Here is an 18,481-nt window from a genome sequence, read left to right on the forward strand (position 1 = left end):
CACCATCAACTACGCGCAAAGCAGCAACGTCACCATCACCGGCGGCGAGGGCAGCGACGCGGTGACCGGCGGGTCCGGCGCCGACGTCATCGGCGGCTTCACCGGCAACGACACGCTGTACGGCGGCATCGGCGCCGACACGCTGTCGGGCGCGGCCGGCAACGACCTGCTGTACGGCGGTGCCGGCAACGACGTGTTCGGCTACGCCGCCACCGACACCGGGCAGATCGACGTCATCGGCGACTTCGCGGCGGGCGACGTCATCCGCGTCGGCTCCGCGACGCTCGGCGGCATCACCAGCGGCACCGGCACCGGCCTCGCCGCCCGCGGCGTCCAGGTCGGCACGACGAGCGGCGGCTTCACCCCCCTCTACGTCGACCTGGACGGCAACGGCGGCGTGGCCGATCTGACCATCAACCTCGCCGGCAGCTTTACCGCCTCCGGCCTGCAGGTCACGGGCAACGAGATCAGCGTGTACACCCCGCCGCCCAGCACCGGCGGCGGTGGCGGCGGCGACAGCGGCGGCGGCACGACGCGCACGGTGGACGGCGTCACCGTGCAGCAGACCACGCAAACCGGCAGCGACGGCACCCGCACGGAGACCATCACCGTGCCCATCGTCACCGCCGGCCGCACAGAGGAGAACGCCGCCACCCCCAACGCCGACATCCCGCTGGTCACCGGCACCGGCGGGCGGGAGCTGCTGACCGCGCACGTGCCGGTCGGCGTCGGCCTGACGGTGGAGAGCACGACCACCACCGCCCAGGGCGTCCAGGGCCTGATCCGCGCCATCCAGAACCGCACGCAGGACCGCCCCAACGACCAGCAGGAGATGACCGGCGTCGGCCAGAGCTTCCTGGACGTGCTGCCGCCCGCCACCAACCTGACGGTGCGCACCATCGTGCCGGTGGTCGCCAACCCGGCGGCCCCGCCGGCAGCCCCCATCGTCATCACCGGCACCCCCACCACCCCGGCCACGGGCGGCGGCACCGAGCAGCAGGCGGTGGTGATCGACGTGCGCAACCTGCCCAAGGGCACGGTGATCCAGCTGCAGAACGTGGAGTTCGCGGCCATCGTCGGCGCGGTGAGCGTGACCGGCGGCGCGGGCTCGCAGATCGTCGTGGGCGACGGCGAGGACCAGGTCATCGTGCTGGGGGCCGACGACGACACGCTACGCGGCGGCGGCGGCAACGACTTCGTCGGCTCGGAAGGCGGCGACGACGTGCTTTTCGGCGACGGCGGGTACGACACGGTGACCGGCGGCATCGGCAACGACGCGCTGTACGGCAACCAGCAGGACGACGTGGTGTACGGCAACCAGGGCCTGGACACGCTGTTCGGCGGCCAGGACCTGGACACCTTGTTCGGCGGCCAGGACGGCGACGTTCTCTACGGCAACCGGGCGGCCGACGTGCTGTACGGCAACCTGGGCAGCGACACGCTGTTCGGCGGCCAGGACAACGACGTTCTGTTCGGCGGCCAGGGCGACGACCTGCTGGCCGGCAACCTGGGGTCCGACACACTGACCGGCGGCCTGGGGGCGGACGTCTTTGTCCTCGCCTCTCCAAGCGGCGGGGCCGACGCCATCGCCGACTTCACGGCGGGGAGCGACCGCATCGCGGTGTCCGGCCCGAACTTCGGCAGCTTGCCGGTGGGGGGGCTGGCGTCCACCCACTTCGCGCTCGACAACCCGGCCACGGCCGACACCCGGTTCGTCTTCGACACCAGGAGCGGGGTCCTGTCGTTCGACGCCGACGGCAGCGGCGCGGGCGCGGCGTTGGCCATTGCCACGCTCAACGTGCGCACGCTCTCCCACACCGACATCCTCGTCTTCGGACCCGGCGGCTGACGGCCAAAAGGGGAGTGCGCCTATCGCGCGGCTCCCCGCTTGGCTTTGTTGATGCTGGCAATGATGCGGTCGGGATCGGCGGTCCAGACGAAGCGCTTGGTCGTCTTGTTGTGCTCGGCAATGAAGCGGTGGATGGCAACCTGCAGGTCCACGATGCCGCGGAAGCTGGCTCGCCGCAGGCGTTTGGTCGTCAGCTTGGCAAAGAAGCCCTCCACCGCGTTCAGCCAGGATGCCGAGGTCGGGGTGAAATGGAAGACCCACCGTGGGTGTTTCTCCAACCACGCGGACCTTCGGGTGCTTGTGGGTGGCGTCGTTGTCCAGGATGACGTGCACCACCTTACCGACCGGCACCGCCGCCTCGACGGCGTTGAGGAAGCGGATGAATTCCTGATGCCGGTGCCGCGCCGCGCACTGGCCGAGCACGGTGCCGTCCAGCACGTTCAATGCCGCGGACAGCGTCGTCGTGCCATAGCGGGTGTAGTCGTGGGTCTGCGTGGCGGGCTGGCCCTTGGCCAGCGGCAACCCCGGCTGGGTGCGTTCGAGGGCCTGGATCTGCGACTTCTCATCGACCGAGAGCGCCAGCGCGTGCTGCGGCGGGTCCATGTAGAGGCCGACCACGTCCTGAACCTTCTCGACGAACTTGGGATCGCGGGAGAGTTTGAAGGTGCGCACCCGATGCGGCTTGAGGCCGTGCGTGAACGACAAGAGAAGGTTTGGCAGAATACTCTGATTCGAGCTCGTCTCTTGCCAGTTTGACACAGGGCCGCATCAGCTTATTGCTGGAATTGTTTGATTATGCGAATTATCCAGCGGACTGGTTTCGGAACGTTTTCCGAAGCGCTCCCTCTCTATTAGCCTCGCGCACAAACTGGGATTTGCGACCCCGTACGCTCAAGAAATTGAGATTCCAGGAAACCCGGCGCGGTTCAGTGGCCGCAATTCGCATGATATCCCATCAATGGAACCCTTCAGGCGCCGCCGGTATGAGACATGGCAATGGGAACCAGAGGCACTTGAAAAGGCCATCGGGCGAGTCCTCGCGGAGCTCGCACAGCGCCTGCTTGCTCACGAGTTGGCGACGCGGCCGGGAGTCGCCATGGCTTGCCCAAACGTATGGCCGAGCGCCTGGTTCAGCCTGAACGGGCCGCCGGTAATACTGGCGCTCCGCCACGGGTGGAACGGTGCCGTGGCCGATATGGCAGTGTTCCGGCCACGGGTTGGCACTGGAATTGCCGACAAGTCTTCGTGTTCTGCCGTCGGCGGGAGGATCACATACGCGCGCTTCATGCGGCGGGTGGGATCATCATGGTGTTTCCGCCAACACGCGTCGAAGAAAATTTAGCTGGTTGTGCGGATGAAATTCTCGGGCGATTGCGGAACGATGACGACTTTCGGTCGCCGGGAACCCCGAAATAGGAGAGACGCACATCTTATTTTACGGAGGAGAAGGCTGTAACTTGCGCTCAGTGCGGGACTGTCAATCACTTGATCGTGCTTTATGCAGGCGACTGGCGTGCCAACGAGGGCAATGGCGCCAAGCAGGGGGGCTACAACGGCAAGCCGCATTACGCCTGGACCAAGAACAACATGCCCGGCGATGCCATCGGCGACGGCGTCAACAACGTCTGGCACGTAGCAAAGCCCTGAGCGCTACACGTGCCAAGGAAGCTGCCCAGGCCGCCTCCTCAGCCCGGCTTGAGGAGATGGTGTAGGGGTGGCCGCTCAGGCCTTGATCGTTCGCACTCCGGCAACCGCCCCGTCCGGCACCGCATATCTTAGAAGATATTTATTCAAGAACTTGACGCAAGCGGCAACTCGACGCATCGGCATCGGCGGTTTATGCAAACGAAGCCCCGGCTTGACGATGGACAATTAGCGGGGTGGGAACATGTTGCTATCAATGCGCAGTCAGGTTCATCTTTCCACTCCCGAGTAGTGCCGCCGCATGTCCGACCGCCGCCACTTCCGTTCCGCTTATGGAAGGACCGCGTCCCGCGGTTCGGCCGACGGCGGTTGCGGCTGGCGGGCGGTTCTGGGTTGGCTGGCGGTGCTGGCGATCCTGGTCCAGACCACGGTCCCGGACTTCGCCATGGCCGCGCGCCGCGCCGCGCAGCAGCGGGCCGAGGCGATCACGGCGCATCAGGTCCATGCCCCCCATCATGATGGGGCTGGGCAGCGGCAGCCGGAAGCGCCGGTCCCCGCCAACGGCCACGAACATGCGAAGCTCTGCGCCTTCTGCCTGGCGCTCGCCGCACATGGCTTGGCTGCCGCGTCTGACGACGCCCTGCACACCCCGGCGACCTACGGCGCGGCACCGCAACCGGTGGAACAGGGCATCCGTCCGCAGCCTCTGTTCCGGATCGGACACAACCCGCGCGCCCCTCCGGCGTCCGCACTGGCCTGATCGTTCAAGACCGGACGCGCCCCAGGTGCGTCCGCCCGATCCCCTGTCCGGAGCACACCATGAACCGCATCCACGCCCTGGCGCTCGGCGCCGGGTTCCTGTGCCTGCTCGCAGTGGCCGGCGCCGCGTCCGCGCACGTCGTCCTGGAAACCCGCGAGGCCCCGGCCGGCAGCTACTACAAGGCCGTCCTCAAGGTCGGGCACGGCTGCGACGGCGCCGCCACCATGGCCATCCGCGTCCGCCTGCCCGAAGGCGTCGTCAACGCCAAGCCCATGCCCAAGCCGGGCTGGACCCTGGCGACCAAGGAGGGCGAGTACGCCCAAGCGTACGAGTCGCACGGCCGCACCTTCACCCGTGGCGTCACCGAAATCACCTGGACCGGCGGCTCGCTGCCGGACGCCTGGTACGACGAGTTCGTCTTCCAGGTCGTGCTGCCCAAGCAGCCAGCCGGCACGGTGCTGTACTTCCCGGTCGTGCAGGAGTGCGAGAAGGGCGTGCACCGCTGGATTGAGATCCCCGAGGCCGGCAAGACCGCCGCCGACTACCGCGAGCCGGCGCCGGGCCTGACGCTCACCGACAAGCCGCAGGGCCGCTGACCGGCCGCAGGGGATCCCATGCCGAACCATGATCTCTCGGTCATCGGCCTGTTCCTCGCCGCCGATCCGGTGGTGAAGGGGGTGATGATCCTGCTCGTGCTCGCCTCGGTGGCGTGTTGGGCCATCGTGCTGGAGAAGACGGTGGTGCTGGCCCGCGCCAAGGCGCAGACGCGCCGCTTCGAGGCCGCGGTGGCGGATGGTGGCGATCCGGGCGGCATCGCCGGCCTGCCCGCGGCTCTCGTCGCCGCCGGCCGCCACGAGTGGCACGACCACGACCACGGCGAGAGCCGCGCCGAACTGCGCGAGCGGCTGGAACGCGCCATGCGCATCGCCATGGCCGAGGAACTGCGCCGCCTCGACGCGCACCTGCCCGTACTCGCCACCGTCGGCTCGTCGGCGCCTTTTGTCGGGCTGTTCGGCACGGTGTGGGGCATCATGCACAGCTTCACCGCCATCGCCGCGTCCAACGACACCAGCCTCGCCGTGGTGGCGCCGGGCATCGCCGAGGCGCTGTTCGCCACCGCCATCGGGCTGGTCGCCGCCATCCCGGCGGTGGTCGCCTACAACAAGCTGACCAGCGACCTCGCCCGGCTGTCGCAGCGCCTGTCGGTCGCCATCGGCCGCCTCGCCGGGACCATGGCGCGGACCCGTCCGGCCCACCTGAAGGCGGCCGAGTGATGGGCGCGGGGCCTGTGGGTGCCGGCTCGGGAGACGAGTTCTCCTACCGCCCGGTCGCCGAGATCAACGTCACGCCGTTCATCGACGTGATGCTGGTCCTGCTGGTCATCTTCATGGTCGCCACCCCGCTGATGACGGTGGGCGTGCCGGTGCAACTGCCGAAGACTGCCGCCCAGAAGGTCGGCCAGCCGCGCCAGCCGGTCGTGGTGAGCGTCGACCGGGACGGCCGCGTCTTTTTGCGCAGCGAGGAGATGGCACCCGGCGACGTCGCGCCGCGCCTCGCGGCGATCGCCGGGGAGGACCCGGACGCCGTTGTGCACGTGCGCGGCGACCGCGCGTTGAGCTACGGGCGGGTGATGGAGGTGATGGGGCAGGTGAGCCAAGCCGGATTCACTCGCGTCTCGCTGATCGCCGACGGACCGGCCGCCCCGGTCCGGGCGCCGGACGGGGCGCCCTGAGCCATGCGCCGGCCCCTACGCTGGTTGGGGCGCCGCTGGGCGCCGGTCCTGTCGGTCGCGGTGCACGCCGCGCTGTTCGCTGTGCTGGTCGCGCGCCACGAGCCGGCCCCGGCGGCGCCGGCCCCCATACGCGTTGAACTGGAGCTGAGCCAGCCCGAGCCCGCCGCCGAGACGCAGCCGGTCGAGCCTACGCCCGAGCCGCTCCAGGTGGCGGAACCGCTGCCGCCGGAGTTGCCGCCGCCTGAACCGGAACCGGTCGCCGCCAACGAACCGCCGCCTCCCGTGGCCGAGGAGCCGCCGCCCGCTCCGGAACCCGTCGTGACGGCTATGGTGCCGCCGCCTCCCGTCAAGCCGCGCCCGCCGGACGTGGCGAGGCGTCCACCGCCCACGGCTACGGCTGCCGCACCGCGGGAGCCCGCGCTGCCCGTGCCGCAACCGGCGCCGCAGCAACCCGCCGCCGCGCCGGTTCCAGTGCGTGCGGCCGGACCGCCCCCGGACTACCTGGCGCTGCTCCAGGCCCGCCTCGCCCGCCACAAGGTCTACCCGCGCGCAGCACAGCTTGCCCGCGAGGAGGGCACCGTGCTGCTGCGCTTCGTGGTGACGCGCGACGGCGCGGTGGTGTCCTGGCGGATCGAGCGCGGTTCCGGTTTCGAGTCCCTCGACCGTCAGGTCGGGATCATGATCGAGCGCGCGGCGCCGTTGCCGCCGTTGCCGGACAGCGTGCCCGGCGACCGGCTTGAGATCGTGCTGCCCGTCCGGTTCGCCCTGCGGTGATGCCGATGCCGATGCCGCGCCCCCGCCGCCCCGCCGCCGCGCTCGCCGCCTTGCTGGTGCTCCTGCTCCAGGCGTGGGCGCCGGGGCAGGCCGCGGCCGCCACGGCGCGCGCGGCGTGGTGGGCGGTTGCGGCGGAGTCGATGTGCCTGCACGGCGAGGACGGACGGGAGCGGCCGGCTGCTCCCGACCCGCACGGCCATCACGGTGCCTGCCCGGCCTGCTCCGTCTGCGGCACCGTGCCGGCGGCACTTCCGGCCGACGGCGGCACGGTGCCGCTCCCCCGTCTCCATGGCCGGGCCCGCAAGGCCCGTGTCGCCTCTCCGACCCGGCGCCGGGCGCCGGGTCATCGTCCGAACGCCCGCGGTCCGCCGTCCCAGCCGGATCACCGACACCGCCATCGAACGACGATTTCGGCCGGCCGTGACGCCGGCCCCAGGGGAGACCACACGTGACCCGCTTCCACTTCGCTGGTTCCGGCGCCGCCGCGCTGGCCGCGCTTCTGATGATGAGCACCGCCCTGACCTCGGCCGCCCTGGCCCCGGCCGCGGCGCAGACCGCGGCGCCCGGCGCGCCGGTGACGCTCGACACCATAACCATCAGCGCCCAGGGCGCCGGCTCGCCGACGGCACCGGCGCCCGAGCAGGCGCGCGAGGACCTGAACCGCACCCCCGGCTCGGTCGGCTTCATCGACGCCGGGTCCTTCAAGGGCCGGCACGCCAAGGACCTGCGCGACGTGCTGAAGGACACGCCGGGCGTCTTCGCGCAGAGCCGCTACGGCCAGGAGATGCGGCTGTCGGTCCGCGGCTCCGGCATGGCGCGCGGCTTCCACCTGCGCGGGCTGGAGGTGCTGCAGGACGGCATCCCGGTCAACCTCGCCGACGGCAGCGGCGACCTCTACCAGATCGACCCGCTGGCCCTGCGCTACGCCGAGGTGTTCCGCGGCGGCAACGGGCTGGCCTACGGCTCCTCGACGCTGGGCGGCGCCATCAACTTCGTGACGCCGACCGCGCACACCGCCGTCGCCCCCAACGTGCTGCGCGCCGAGGGCGGCAGCTACGGCACGCTGCGTCTGGGCGCCCAGGTCTCGCGCGTGCTCGGCGACGCCGACTTCCTGGTGAGCGGCACCCTCAACCGCGCCGACGGCTACCGCCAGCACTCGGACCAGCGGGGCGGACTGTTCAACGCCAACGTCGGCTACCGCTTCAGCCCCGACGTGGAGACGCGCTTCTACCTTGGCGCCTACACGGTGGACCAGAAGCTGCCGGGCTCGCTGAGCCTGTCCGACGCGCTGAATCGGCCGCGCATGGCGTCGGCGTCGGCGCTGTCCGGCGACCAGGCGCGCGCCACCTGGACGCAACGGGTGGCCAACCGCACGACGTTCCGCATGGACGCCGGCCAGCTCGACGTCGACAGCTGGGTGATCCACAAGAAGCTGTTCCACCCGATCTTCCAGGTCATCGACCAGGACGGCTGGACCTACGGCATCGGCCCGCGCTGGACCTCCTCCTTCACCGTGGGCGGGATGCGCGACGAGCTGATCCTGGGCGGACGGGTCTTCGCCGGCCGCAACCAGGCGCGGCAGTTTGTCAACGTCGGCGGCAGCCGCGGCGCCCAGACCGCCGACACGCTGCAGGAGGCGTGGAACGTTGAGGCCTACGCCGAGAACCGGCTGTACGTCCTGCCCACGGTGGCGGTGATGGCCGGTGCCAAGCTGCTGCGTAACGAGCGTGAATTCACCAACCGCCGGAACCCGGCGGCGAACGCGGAGCAGCGCTACGAGGGCCTGAACCCCAAGGTGGGCGTGCTGTGGGAGCCGCACCCCGACGTGCAGGTCTTCGCCGACGTGACGCGCAGCTTGGACGTGCCGGATTTCAGCGACCTAACGCAGGTGCAGGCCGGCGGGCGTCCGGGCTTCGTGCCGCTGCAGGCGCAGCGCGCCTGGACGGTGGAACTGGGCACGCGCGGCCGAACGGGCCGCTTCGCCTGGGATGTGACGGCGTACCGTTCCCAGCTCCGGGGCGAGATGCTGCAGTTCACCACCAATCCCAGCATCCCGGCGGCGACCTTCAACGCCGGCCGCACGGTGCACCAGGGTATCGAACTGGGCGCGCAGGTCGAATTGGCGCGCGGCGTGGCGGCGGCCGGCGACACGGTTACCGTCGGACAGGTCTGGAACTGGAGCGACTTCCGCTTCCGTGACGACCCGCAGTACGGCGGCAACCGCATCGCCGGCATCCCGCAGCACGTCCTGCGCACAACCGTCTCCTACGCGCAGGAAAACGGCTTCTACATCACGCCGACGCTGGACTGGGTGCCGACCGGCGCGTGGGCCGACCAGGCGAACACGCTGCGAGTGCCGGGCTACGCGCTGCTCGGCCTCCAGGCCGGCGTGGAGTTGAAGAACGGCATCCTGCTGTTCCTCGACGCCCGCAACCTGACCGACAAGCGCACCGTCAGCGACATCTCCACCGTCACCGACGCGCGCCGGGTCGCCACCCAGGTCTTCTATCCGGGTGAGGGGCGTAGCGTGTACGCGGGCATCCGCGCCGCCTTCTGAGGACGGGCGCGTCGTTCCGTGCGGCCCGGCGGCCGGAACCGCCGGGCCCGTTCATCGCTTCGAGGAAGGTCGACCGTGCAGCGTTCACGCGGCTTCATTCCGGCTCTTCTGCTCGGCGCCATGCTCGTTCTGGCGAGCACGGGCGCAGTGTGGGCGCACGCGGTCCTGCGCGAAGCGGTGCCCGCCGATGGTGCCCGCCTGGAGGCCGCACCGCATGAGATCCTGCTGCGCTTCAACGAGCCGGTGGCGCCGGTCGCCGTCCAGGCGCTCGGCGCCGACGGCCGCGCGGTGGCGGGGAGCGGTGCGGCGTCGACACAGGGCGACACCCTGCGTCTCGCGTTGCCGCACCATCTGCCCGTCGGGACCTATGTCGTCAGCTACCGTGTCGCCTCGGCTGACGGCCACCCAGTGGCCGGATCGATCACCTTCGGGATCGGTACGGCGCCGGAGGCCGCACCGACGGCGGAGGCCCCGGACGGCGCGCGGCTCACCGCCCTGGCGGCGGCGCTCGTCCGCGCGGTGCACGACGCGACGCTGCTGGCCGGCGTTGGCGGCGGGCTCTTTCTGGTCCTGGTGTCGGGGCCGTGGTCGCCGTTGAACGAACGGCTCCGGCCGGGCCTGTGCGCGCTGCTGGTGGCGGCGGGTGTGTCGGTGCTGCTCCTGGTCGGGCTGGCCGGCGCGGTGTTGGCGGGGGCTCCGATCTCAAGTCTGGCGTCCACGGCACCATGGGCGGCAGGAGCTGCGAGCACGGCCGGGAGCAGGGCCGGCCTGGCGCTGATGGCGCTGCTCGTCGGCGCGGCCGGGCTGGCGCTGGAGGCCCGCCACGCCGCCGGCCGCGCCCTGCTCGTGCTGGGGGCGCTGGCGGGAGCGGCCTCGCTAGCGGCCACGGGGCATGCGGCGACGGCGCCGCCACGCTGGCTGAGTGCGCCGCTCGTAGCCCTGCACGGGCTGATGGCGGCGTACTGGATCGGTGCCCTGTGGCCGCTGGCCGTGGCGCTGCGAACCATGCCGCCGACGGAGGCGGCGCGGCTGACCCGGCGTTTCTCCCGCTTGGCCGTCGGTGGCGTCGCAGCCCTTGTCGCTGCGGGCGCGGGGCTCTCGATCCTGCAGATCGGCACGCCGGGCGCCGTCCTCGCGACCGACTACGGGCACATCTGGCTGGGCAAGATGCTGGTGGTTCTGGGGCTGTTGCTGTTGGCGGCACGGAACCGGCTGCGGCTGACGCCCGCCCTCGACCGCGGGGGATGGACGGCCGCGGCAGCACTGCGGCGGAGCGTCTGGGCGGAGGTGGTCTTCGCGGCGGTTCTGCTCCTGCTCACATCCCTGTTCCCCTTGACGCCGCCGCCACGCGCCCTCCCCGGACCGGAGGCCGCCGAAGCCACCGGACGGGAGCGCGGCTACACGGCGGTGATCACCCAGGGCGGGCGCACCGCCATGATCGAGGTGACGCCGGCCCGACCAGGCCGCAATCGGGTGAGGGCCCATCTGCATCGCGCCGATGGTGCCACGTTCGCGGTTGCCGGAGCCGCGCTCGAATGGGAACTCCCGGCCGTCGGAGTTGCTCCGCTCCGCCGGACCCTGTCGGCGACCGGACCGGGCGAGTTGGGGACGGACGACGTCGAGATGCCCATCCCCGGCCGTTGGTCGCTGCGTCTGGAGGTGCTGGTCGATGACTTCGAAAAGACGGTGTTCCGCACCGAGATCCCGGTCGGTGCCGGGAGTGCAGGCTGGAAAGGTATCCCTTGAAGGCATGAGGCCGGATCGGCTCGACTGAAAAGCCATCGTCCTGCCGCTTCGCCGCATTCGCGGCCTGCTCCTGCGCTTGGCCGCTTGGCGTACGATTTTGAACGGATTCTACAATGAGCCCATTTTAGCTCCTAGCAAAGTCATCGCCTTTCAACATCTCGCTAGCCCGGATCATTCATCAGCGTTTCGGAACGACTTTGGCGCATAAATCGACGTGACGACGGAGTCCTGCGGCTGGTGGCGGTGATCAGGCGCTCCTGCGCGAGACGGGCCTGCCCAAGCTGGTCATGATGTTCATGACCTTCCAGCCGACGGCGGCCTCGGCCTTCTGGGCCGGCAGACTCCGAGCGCACAGGCTGCGCCCGATCAGCTGCTTGTAGCGCATCATCGTCACCTCACCCTAAGGAGTGGCGTCTGTACTGCACGGCCCGCTGCCAGCTGAGCCGACCACGCTCGTTGATCAGTTGGATGTGGTCGTCACGCTGCGTGAGGGTGCCCTCGGCCATGTCGCTCGCCACCGCGCTCAAGCGCGGTGGGATGATAACCTCCGCCGTAGGGCTGTGGGAGGCCACACTGCGATAAACCGACTCGCCGTCATAGGCCCCATCCGCCAGCACCGCACCAATTGGGCGGGCGATCCGGTCGAGGAGCGGACCAACCAGCGAGGCATCCCCCTCCTCGTTGAACGTCAGCTCCGAGGCGAGGATCGCGCCCGTATCGGGATTGATGGCCAGATGGAGTTTGCGCCAACTCCGGCGCGCTTGGCCGCCGTGCTTCTCCAGGCGCCACTCGCCCTTGCCGAACACCTTCAACCCCGTCGTTCGAGGGGCTGTACTCCAAGATCGGGCGCCCGTCCGTGCCGCCGGAGAAGCTGCTGTGGGCGCTGCTGCTCCAGGCCTTCTACTCGGTGCGCTCGGAGCGCCAGCTGATGGAACAGCTCGATTACAACCTGCTGTTCCGCTGGTTCGTCGGCCTGTCGATGGACGCCCCGGTGTAGGACGTGACGGTGTTCACCAAGAACTGCGACCGCCTGCTCGATGGCGACGTGGCGGCGAAGTTCCTGGCCACCGTGCTGGGGCAGCCGCGGGTCAAGGCGCTGTTGTCGGACGAGCACTTCTCGGTGGACGGCACGCTCATCGAGGCCTGGGCCAGCGTGAAGAGCTTCCGGCCCAAGGACGGCAGCGGCGAGCCGCCGGGACCGGGGCGTAACGGCGAGCGCGACTTTCATGGCGAAAAACGCTCCAACCAGACCCATGCCTCGACCAGCGATCCCGAGGCGCGGCTGTACCGCAAGGGCAACGGTCAGCCGGCGAAGTTGGCCTTCATGGGCCATGCGCTGATGGAGAACCGCCACGCCCTGGTGCTGGATGTCCGGCTGACCGCCGCCACCGGCACGGCCGAGCGCGAGGCGGCCGTCGCGATGGTCGAGGCGATCCCCGGTCGCCATCGCATCATGGTCGGCGCCGACAAGGCCTACGACACCAAAGACTTCATGGCGAACATGCGCAGCCTGGGCGCCGCCCCGCACGTCGCCCAGAACACGAGCAACCGCCGCTCGGCGATCGACGGCCGGACCACCCGCCACCCCGGCTACGCCGTCAGCCTGCGCATCCGCAAACGGATCGAAGAGGTCTTCGGCTGGATCAAGGGAGCCGGACTGCGCAAGACGCGCCATCGCGGCACGGCTCGCGTCGGCTGGATGTTCACGCTGACCGCCACCGCCTACAACCTGATCCTCCTGCCCAAGCTGTTGGGCGCGGCATAATCACGCCCGGAATCCGCCCGAAAGGCGGCTCCAGGCGCCCTCGACCGGGGTCGTACCCGGTCAATTCGACCAAACCGGGTGCCAAAAGCGCAAATTTCGCGCCACAGCGAAGGCGATGGGATCCCAAGGCCGGATTTTTCCGCGTCCTGCTAGAGCGCCGCAGTGACACCGACGGAGGAGACCGCACAAGCTGACGCCGCCGCGCCGGCTACTCGGCGGCCCGAAGCTGCCGTTCGATCACGCCGTGCAGCTGGCGTGGGGTGACGGGCTTGTGGACGAGCCCGAGATCGCTGGCTGCCGCTTCGCCGTGGAACTCGGATCCGGTTTCCCCGGTGAGGAGAACCCCGGGCACCGCGCGGCCGATGTGCGCGCGGACGCGCCGGACGACTTCCGTGCCGACCTCCCCCTCGCGCAGGCGGTAGTCGGCAATGACCACGTCGGGCGTGCGGTCGGTCTGCGCGAGCCCTTCCAACGCCTCGTCGCCCGACCCGGCTATGAGCACGTCGTACCCCCACCCCTCCAGCACCGTCCGCAGGCCCATCAGCACCATGGCATCGTCGTCCACCACCAGCGCAAGGAGGCCGGGCCTCACGGCTTCGACAGGGGCGCATGGCTGGGCGGAAAACGCTTCCTCGGCCAGCCCGAGGGGCACCTCGACCGAGAACACCGACCCCTTACCCAGTTCCGAGCGCACCCAGACCGGGTGGTCGAGCAGCTTGGACAGGCGTCTCACGATGGCCAGCCCGAGGCCGAGCCCGTGGCTCCGGTCGCGCGCGACGTTGCCGACCTGATGGAACTCCTCGAAGATGCGCTCCAGCTGATCGGGCGGGATGCCGATCCCAGTATCGGCCACCTCGATGCGCACGAGGCCGTCGGCGACGGCGCAGCCGATGACGACCTCCCCCCGCTCCGTGTAGCGGACCGCGTTCTCGACCATGTTGCGCAGCATCCGGCCGAGCAGCATCTGATCGGAGCGGACCGCCACACCGCTAAACCGCTCCACCCGCAGCGCCAGCCCCTTGGCACGGGCCACCGGAGCGTAGGCGGCCTCGATGTCCGCAACGATCTGGCCGAGCGCAACGGTGCCGATCTCCGGGTGGATGATCCCGGCGTCGAGGCGGGAGACGTCGAGCAGGCTGTCGAGCAGCGCCTTGAGCGTGTCCAGGCCGCGTTCCAGCAAGGTCAGCGTCTTCCGGCCGCGCTCGTCTTGGACGCTGGGCGCCAGCGCCGCCGAGAACAGCATCAGTGACTGCATCGGCTGCCGGAGGTCGTGGCTGGCGGCGGCGAGGAACTTGGACTTGGCGCGGTTGGCGTGCTCGGCCTCCTCTTTCGCCCGCCGGAACTCGTCCTCCATGGCCTTGCGCTCGGTGATGTCGCGGGAGATCCCGATGATGCCGACCACCTCCCCAGTTGCGTCGCGCAAGGGTGTCTTGGTGGACAGATAGTGCCGCAGACCCCCGTGCCCCTTGCTGAACAGGATCTCCTCGACGTTTTCGGCGTAGCCCATGGCCATTATCCGGCGGTCGTTCCCCAAGAGCCGGGCGCACTCCTCGGGCGAGGCGAGGTCGCGCAGATGGACGCCGACGAGGTGGTTTCGCGGCCTGCCGAGCACCATCGCCGCGGCGGAGTTGACGACGAGGTAGCGGCCCCCGGCATCCTTCACGTAGACCGGGTCGGGCGAGGACTCGATGATCGTCTCAAGAAGGTCCAGGTTCTCCTTCAGGCGCCGCTCCGCGTCCCGGCGCCGCGTGACGTCGCGCATGATCCCGGTGAAGAACCGCCGCCCGCCGGCGCGCCATTCGGCGATCGAGAGTTCCAGGGGGATGGGCTGGCCGTCCCGGTGTCGACCCTCGACCTCGCGGCCGATGCCAATGATCCTGCGCTCGCCGGTGCGCAAATAGCTCATAATGTAGCCGTCGTGCGCGTCCTGGTGCGGCTCCGGCATCAGCAGGCTGACGTTGCGGCCGAGCACCTCGTCCGCCTTGTAGCCGAAGATGTGCTCGGCGGCCCGGTTGAAGGACAGGACGGCGCCCTTTTCGTCGATGATCACCATGGCGTCGACCGCGGTCTCGACGACCGCGCGGTAGCGGGCTTCGCTGTCCTCCAGGGCCTGCTGCGCCGCTGCTTGCTCGGTGACGTCTTCGATCATCGCCACCGCGCCGACGGTCACGTCGCCATTCCGAAGCGGCACGCCCGAGACACGGGCGGTCTTGCGGGTGCCGTCGAACGCCTCGATCTCGACAACGTCGTCCAGCACCCTCTCCCCTCTGGAGAGCGCCCTCGACCCGGGCCATTCGTGGGGTTCAACGGGCCTGCCCGTGTCCGGCCACCACGCCTTGTAGTCGCCATACTGCGCGGGTCCAACCTTGTGCTCGCACCCCCAGATGCGCCGGGCAGCCTCGTTCAACCGGAGGATCTGGCCGTCGGAGGCGAATACGAAAACGCCGACGGGCAGATTCTCCATGACCAGATCGAGGAGTTCGGTGTTGCGCCGGAGTTCCCTCTCGGCCTGCTCGCGCTGACGGACCTGGGCCTCCAATCCGTCGGCCATGGCGTCGAAGGCTTGGCCGAGCGCACCGACCTCGGTGCTTGCCCGCAGGCCCGAGCGCACGGAAAGGTCGCCCTCCGTCCAACGGCGGGTCGCCTCTATGAGGGCGGCGACTGGCCTGCGCAGGAGCGCGTTCCCGCCGAACGCCACTGCCCCGAGGAGGAAGGCGAACGCCGCCGCCACCAGCGACAGAGACCGCAGGGTGGCCGCGTTGATCGGCGCGACGGCGGCAGCCTCGTCGAGGCCGACGCTGATGAAGAGCCCCTTGGGGCCGACGTGGAGCGGGGAGTAGGCGACGACGCGTGTGACGCCGTCGAGAGTGACCAGTTCCGTGGTGCCTGGGGCGGGCGCGTTCAGCAGGGCCTGGTAACGCTCGGGAAGCCTCTGCCCGACGATGCCCGGCAGTGGCGGAACCCGCACCGCCACGACACCGTTGCGATCGGCGACCGTCACTGCGGCGTCCGCCGGGAAGGGCTTGGCCCTCAGGTAGCCCTCCAGCCACCCGACGTCGAGCACGGCGGCGACGACGCCCCGGAGGGCGCCCGCCCCGTCGTGGGACGGTAAGGCGAACGGCAGGATGGGCTTGCCCGTGGTGCGGCTCATGACATACTCGCCGACGGCGAACGCGTTCGTCCGCAGCGCCTCCTGGACGTGATGACGGTCGCCGAGGCCAACGCCGAGGGCAGCCGCCTCGGTCGCGCAGCCGACGTGGCCCGCCCGGTCCGCGACGTAGACCTCGACATAGCCCGGGAGCGTCCGCTTCAACCGTTCCAGGTAGGTCTGGCAGGCCAGGAGGTCGCCCGCTCGGACGAAGGGGGTCTCCGCGACGGCCGCGAGCGTCTGGCGAATGCCTTCCACGAGCCGCGCCTGCTCGCCCTCGATGAGGCCCAGCAGGCGCCCGCTCTGCTGGACCACCTCGGCCCGACGCCCGCGGCGCAGTTCGTGTTCGTTGTAGACTTGAACGGCGACGGCCGGAAGCATGGCCAGGACGACAAGCACCAAGAGGCGGGTCAACAGGGACATGGCACGCGGCGTCCTCGTCGGCCTCGGAAGCCTCCGGGCCGCGCCCGGCGACCCGTGCCCTGAGGCCGGGGGCACGGGTCGGACAAAAAGCCTAACAGTCGGGTTGATTGGTAGGCCAACAAATTTATAGCGGGCGCCTTGGAGAATGAGCCAGATGCGGGCGGCACTACCCACCGGACGGGGGGCCAACGTTCATGCTAAGCTCTGCACACCGAAGTGACAGTGATTCCATCGAGCTGAGGCCTTCGTGTTTTCACGCCTGAAATCCGGTCTGCTGGCGTTCGGCATCGTGCTCGTCGTCGGGTTCAACGCTGCCATTGTCTCCGACGTCGTCAGCGACCGGTCCCGGCGCATCGCCGAAGCCCAGCAGATGACGACCAATCTGACGCGGACACTGTATCAACACGCTCTGGACAGTTTTGGGTCGGTGGACAAGACCCTGTCGGGCATCGCCGAAGTGCTCGACGTCCGTACCGACCGCTTCGAGCGCGGCAACCCCGATGTGCTGGCGTTCCTGCGGCGCCGCTTGAAGACCACGCCCGAGGCCCGGGCCATCCTGGTCATTGGAGCCAACGGCCAGTTGCTGCACGATACCGATACACCGGACCCGGCAGACCTCGATTTGTCGGACCGCGAATACTTCAAGGTACACCAGGCAAGCCGCCTCACGGGGCCGTACATCAGTCCGCCGATCCGCGGCCGCACCAGCGGCCAATGGATGATTAGCGTGAGCCGCCGCCTGGACCACCCGGACGGCCGCTTTGCCGGCGTCGTGGTGGCAGTCGTCCGGCCAGAGGCGTTCGCCACCCACTACGCCACGGTCAAGCTGGAGCAGAATGGATCGGTTGTGCTCATGCATCGGGACGGCACGGTCATGGCACGGCATCCGGACCATGATCGGCATATCGGCCAGTCAGCCGTCGGCGATGCGCTGTTGAAACAGTTGACGGACACACCGGCAGGCACACGTGAATTCGTCTCGGCGCTCGACGGGCACCTGCGTCTTGTCAGCTATGAATCGTCCGTGCACACGCCCGTGGTCACCGCGGTCACCCTCGGGAAAGAAGCGATCATGGCCGCCTGGTACCGCAAGGCCGGTGTCGCCACCGGGGTGGCGGTATTCGGCACGGGGCTTGTTGCTTGGTTGACGTGGCTCGTGCTGCGCGAGGTTTGTCGACGCGAACGGGCGGTGGAAGATCTGATGGCCAGCGAGCGGGCGCTGAGGAACAGTGAAGCGGAGCTGCTGGCGGCCAAGAACGCCTCCGATGTCGCCAATCAGGCCAAGACGCGCTTTCTCGCGAACATGAGCCACGAGCTGCGCACTCCTCTCAATGCCATCCTCGGTTTTGCCGAGGCCCTGGAGTTGGAGATTTTTGCGCCGCTCGCCCCAAAACAGCGGGAGTACATCACGGACATCCGCCGCTCGGGCGTTCATCTGTTGAGCCTGATCAACGACATTCTGGACACCACCAAAATAGAGGCCGGGTATTACGAGCTGCACGAGGAGCAGGTCTGCCTCGAGTCGCTGATCCACGAGTGCCTTCAGCAGGTCAGCCCATTGGCCACACAAAAGGATGTGGCGTTGAACATATACGCGCCCGTTGGCGCGCTCACTTTGACGGCCGATGGCCGCGCGCTGAAGCAGATGCTGCTCAATCTCCTGTCCAATGCGATCAAGTTCACGCCGTCGGGCGGCAAGGTCGTGGTGGCGGCGACCGTGGCGCCGAACGGCGACGCGCTGCTTCAGGTGGCCGACAGCGGCATCGGCATCGCGGCGGCCGATCTGCCTGTAGTGGTGCAGCCGTTCTTCCAGGTGGACAACTCGCTGACGCGCCAGCATGACGGCACGGGGCTTGGGCTCCCGCTGGTCAAGTCGCTGGCGGAGCTGCACGGTGGTGGGCTGGTGCTGGACAGCGCTGTCGGTCTCGGCACCACCGCAACCATCCGCCTCCCGGCCCATCGGATCCTTGAAGCCGCCTCGGCCTGCAATCCGTTGTAGCTCGGCGACCGAGGGCGTGAGCTTGGCGTTCTCCTCCAGCGGCTTCACCCGCCGGATCCCCCTTCCCATACCAGCAAACCTCCT

General features: G+C 69.4%; 12 protein-coding genes and 3 pseudogenes. 12 read left to right on the forward strand and 3 right to left on the reverse strand.

Annotation, left to right across the window (positions count from 1 at the left end; all coding sequences use genetic code 11):
- A partial coding sequence (locus VED21_RS32420) for a calcium-binding protein (protein ID WP_324889939.1) occupies nucleotides 1-1,849 on the forward strand: 1,849 nt, incomplete at its 5' end.
- 20 nt (nucleotides 1,850-1,869) lie between these two features.
- Here the strand turns inward: VED21_RS32420 and VED21_RS32425 are convergent.
- Nucleotides 1,870-2,542, reverse strand: a pseudogene (locus tag VED21_RS32425) (IS630 family transposase); the annotation flags it as partial.
- A gap of 798 nt (nucleotides 2,543-3,340) precedes the next feature.
- Here VED21_RS32425 and VED21_RS32430 point away from each other — a divergent pair.
- The 9 genes from VED21_RS32430 (at nucleotide 3,341) to VED21_RS32470 (ending at nucleotide 11,062) form a co-directional block, all read left to right on the forward strand.
- The gene (locus tag VED21_RS32430; protein ID WP_324889971.1) at nucleotides 3,341-3,496 is read left to right on the forward strand and encodes a hypothetical protein; all 156 of its coding nucleotides are present in this window, start codon (nucleotides 3,341-3,343) and stop codon (nucleotides 3,494-3,496) included.
- A gap of 298 nt (nucleotides 3,497-3,794) precedes the next feature.
- On the forward strand, nucleotides 3,795-4,253 hold the full coding sequence (locus VED21_RS32435) for a DUF2946 family protein (protein ID WP_324889941.1): 459 nt from the start codon (nucleotides 3,795-3,797) through the stop codon (nucleotides 4,251-4,253).
- 59 nt (nucleotides 4,254-4,312) lie between these two features.
- Entirely contained in the window at nucleotides 4,313-4,849 is a 537-nt protein-coding gene (locus VED21_RS32440) for a YcnI family protein (RefSeq protein ID WP_324889943.1), read from the forward strand.
- Between the two features lie 18 nt (nucleotides 4,850-4,867).
- Nucleotides 4,868-5,527, forward strand: a complete 660-nt coding sequence (locus VED21_RS32445; protein ID WP_324889945.1) for a MotA/TolQ/ExbB proton channel family protein — start codon at nucleotides 4,868-4,870, stop codon at nucleotides 5,525-5,527.
- Nucleotides 5,527-5,985, forward strand: coding sequence for an ExbD/TolR family protein (locus tag VED21_RS32450; protein ID WP_324889947.1), 459 nt, complete (start codon nucleotides 5,527-5,529; stop codon nucleotides 5,983-5,985). Before VED21_RS32445 ends, VED21_RS32450 begins: the two co-directional genes overlap by 1 nt.
- 3 nt (nucleotides 5,986-5,988) lie before the next feature.
- Nucleotides 5,989-6,759: an energy transducer TonB gene (locus VED21_RS32455; RefSeq protein ID WP_324889949.1), complete on the forward strand. Its 771-nt coding sequence runs from the start codon at nucleotides 5,989-5,991 to the stop codon at nucleotides 6,757-6,759.
- A 5-nt stretch (nucleotides 6,760-6,764) separates the two neighbouring features.
- Nucleotides 6,765-7,211 (forward strand): DUF2946 family protein, encoded by a 447-nt coding sequence (locus tag VED21_RS32460; RefSeq protein WP_324889951.1) that lies wholly within the window; start codon nucleotides 6,765-6,767, stop codon nucleotides 7,209-7,211.
- Nucleotides 7,208-9,316 (forward strand): TonB-dependent receptor family protein, encoded by a 2,109-nt coding sequence (locus VED21_RS32465; protein ID WP_324889953.1) that lies wholly within the window; start codon nucleotides 7,208-7,210, stop codon nucleotides 9,314-9,316. The genes VED21_RS32460 and VED21_RS32465 overlap by 4 nt, the downstream gene beginning before the upstream one ends.
- 75 nt (nucleotides 9,317-9,391) lie before the next feature.
- Complete coding sequence (locus VED21_RS32470; RefSeq protein ID WP_324889955.1) at nucleotides 9,392-11,062, forward strand: copper resistance protein CopC; 1,671 nt, start codon at nucleotides 9,392-9,394, stop codon at nucleotides 11,060-11,062.
- Between the two features lie 247 nt (nucleotides 11,063-11,309).
- On the opposite strand, the pseudogene VED21_RS32475 reads toward VED21_RS32470, so the two are convergent.
- A pseudogene (locus VED21_RS32475) lies at nucleotides 11,310-11,883 on the reverse strand (IS5 family transposase); the annotation flags it as partial.
- Here VED21_RS32475 and VED21_RS32480 point away from each other — a divergent pair.
- A pseudogene (locus tag VED21_RS32480) lies at nucleotides 11,883-12,827 on the forward strand (IS5 family transposase); the annotation flags it as partial. The pseudogenes VED21_RS32475 and VED21_RS32480 overlap by 1 nt on opposite strands.
- A 208-nt stretch (nucleotides 12,828-13,035) precedes the next feature.
- Here VED21_RS32480 and VED21_RS32485 read toward each other — a convergent pair.
- Nucleotides 13,036-16,398: a PAS domain S-box protein gene (locus VED21_RS32485; protein WP_324889957.1), complete on the reverse strand. Its 3,363-nt coding sequence runs from the start codon at nucleotides 16,396-16,398 to the stop codon at nucleotides 13,036-13,038.
- Between the two features lie 247 nt (nucleotides 16,399-16,645).
- On the opposite strand from VED21_RS32485, the gene VED21_RS32490 reads away from it, so the two are divergent.
- Nucleotides 16,646-18,397: a sensor histidine kinase gene (locus tag VED21_RS32490; protein WP_324889959.1), complete on the forward strand. Its 1,752-nt coding sequence runs from the start codon at nucleotides 16,646-16,648 to the stop codon at nucleotides 18,395-18,397.
- Nucleotides 18,398-18,481 lie beyond the last annotated feature (84 nt).

It is taken from the genome of Azospirillum sp. (genome assembly GCF_035627195.1).
In the GTDB taxonomy this organism is placed as follows: domain Bacteria; phylum Pseudomonadota; class Alphaproteobacteria; order Azospirillales; family Azospirillaceae; genus Azospirillum.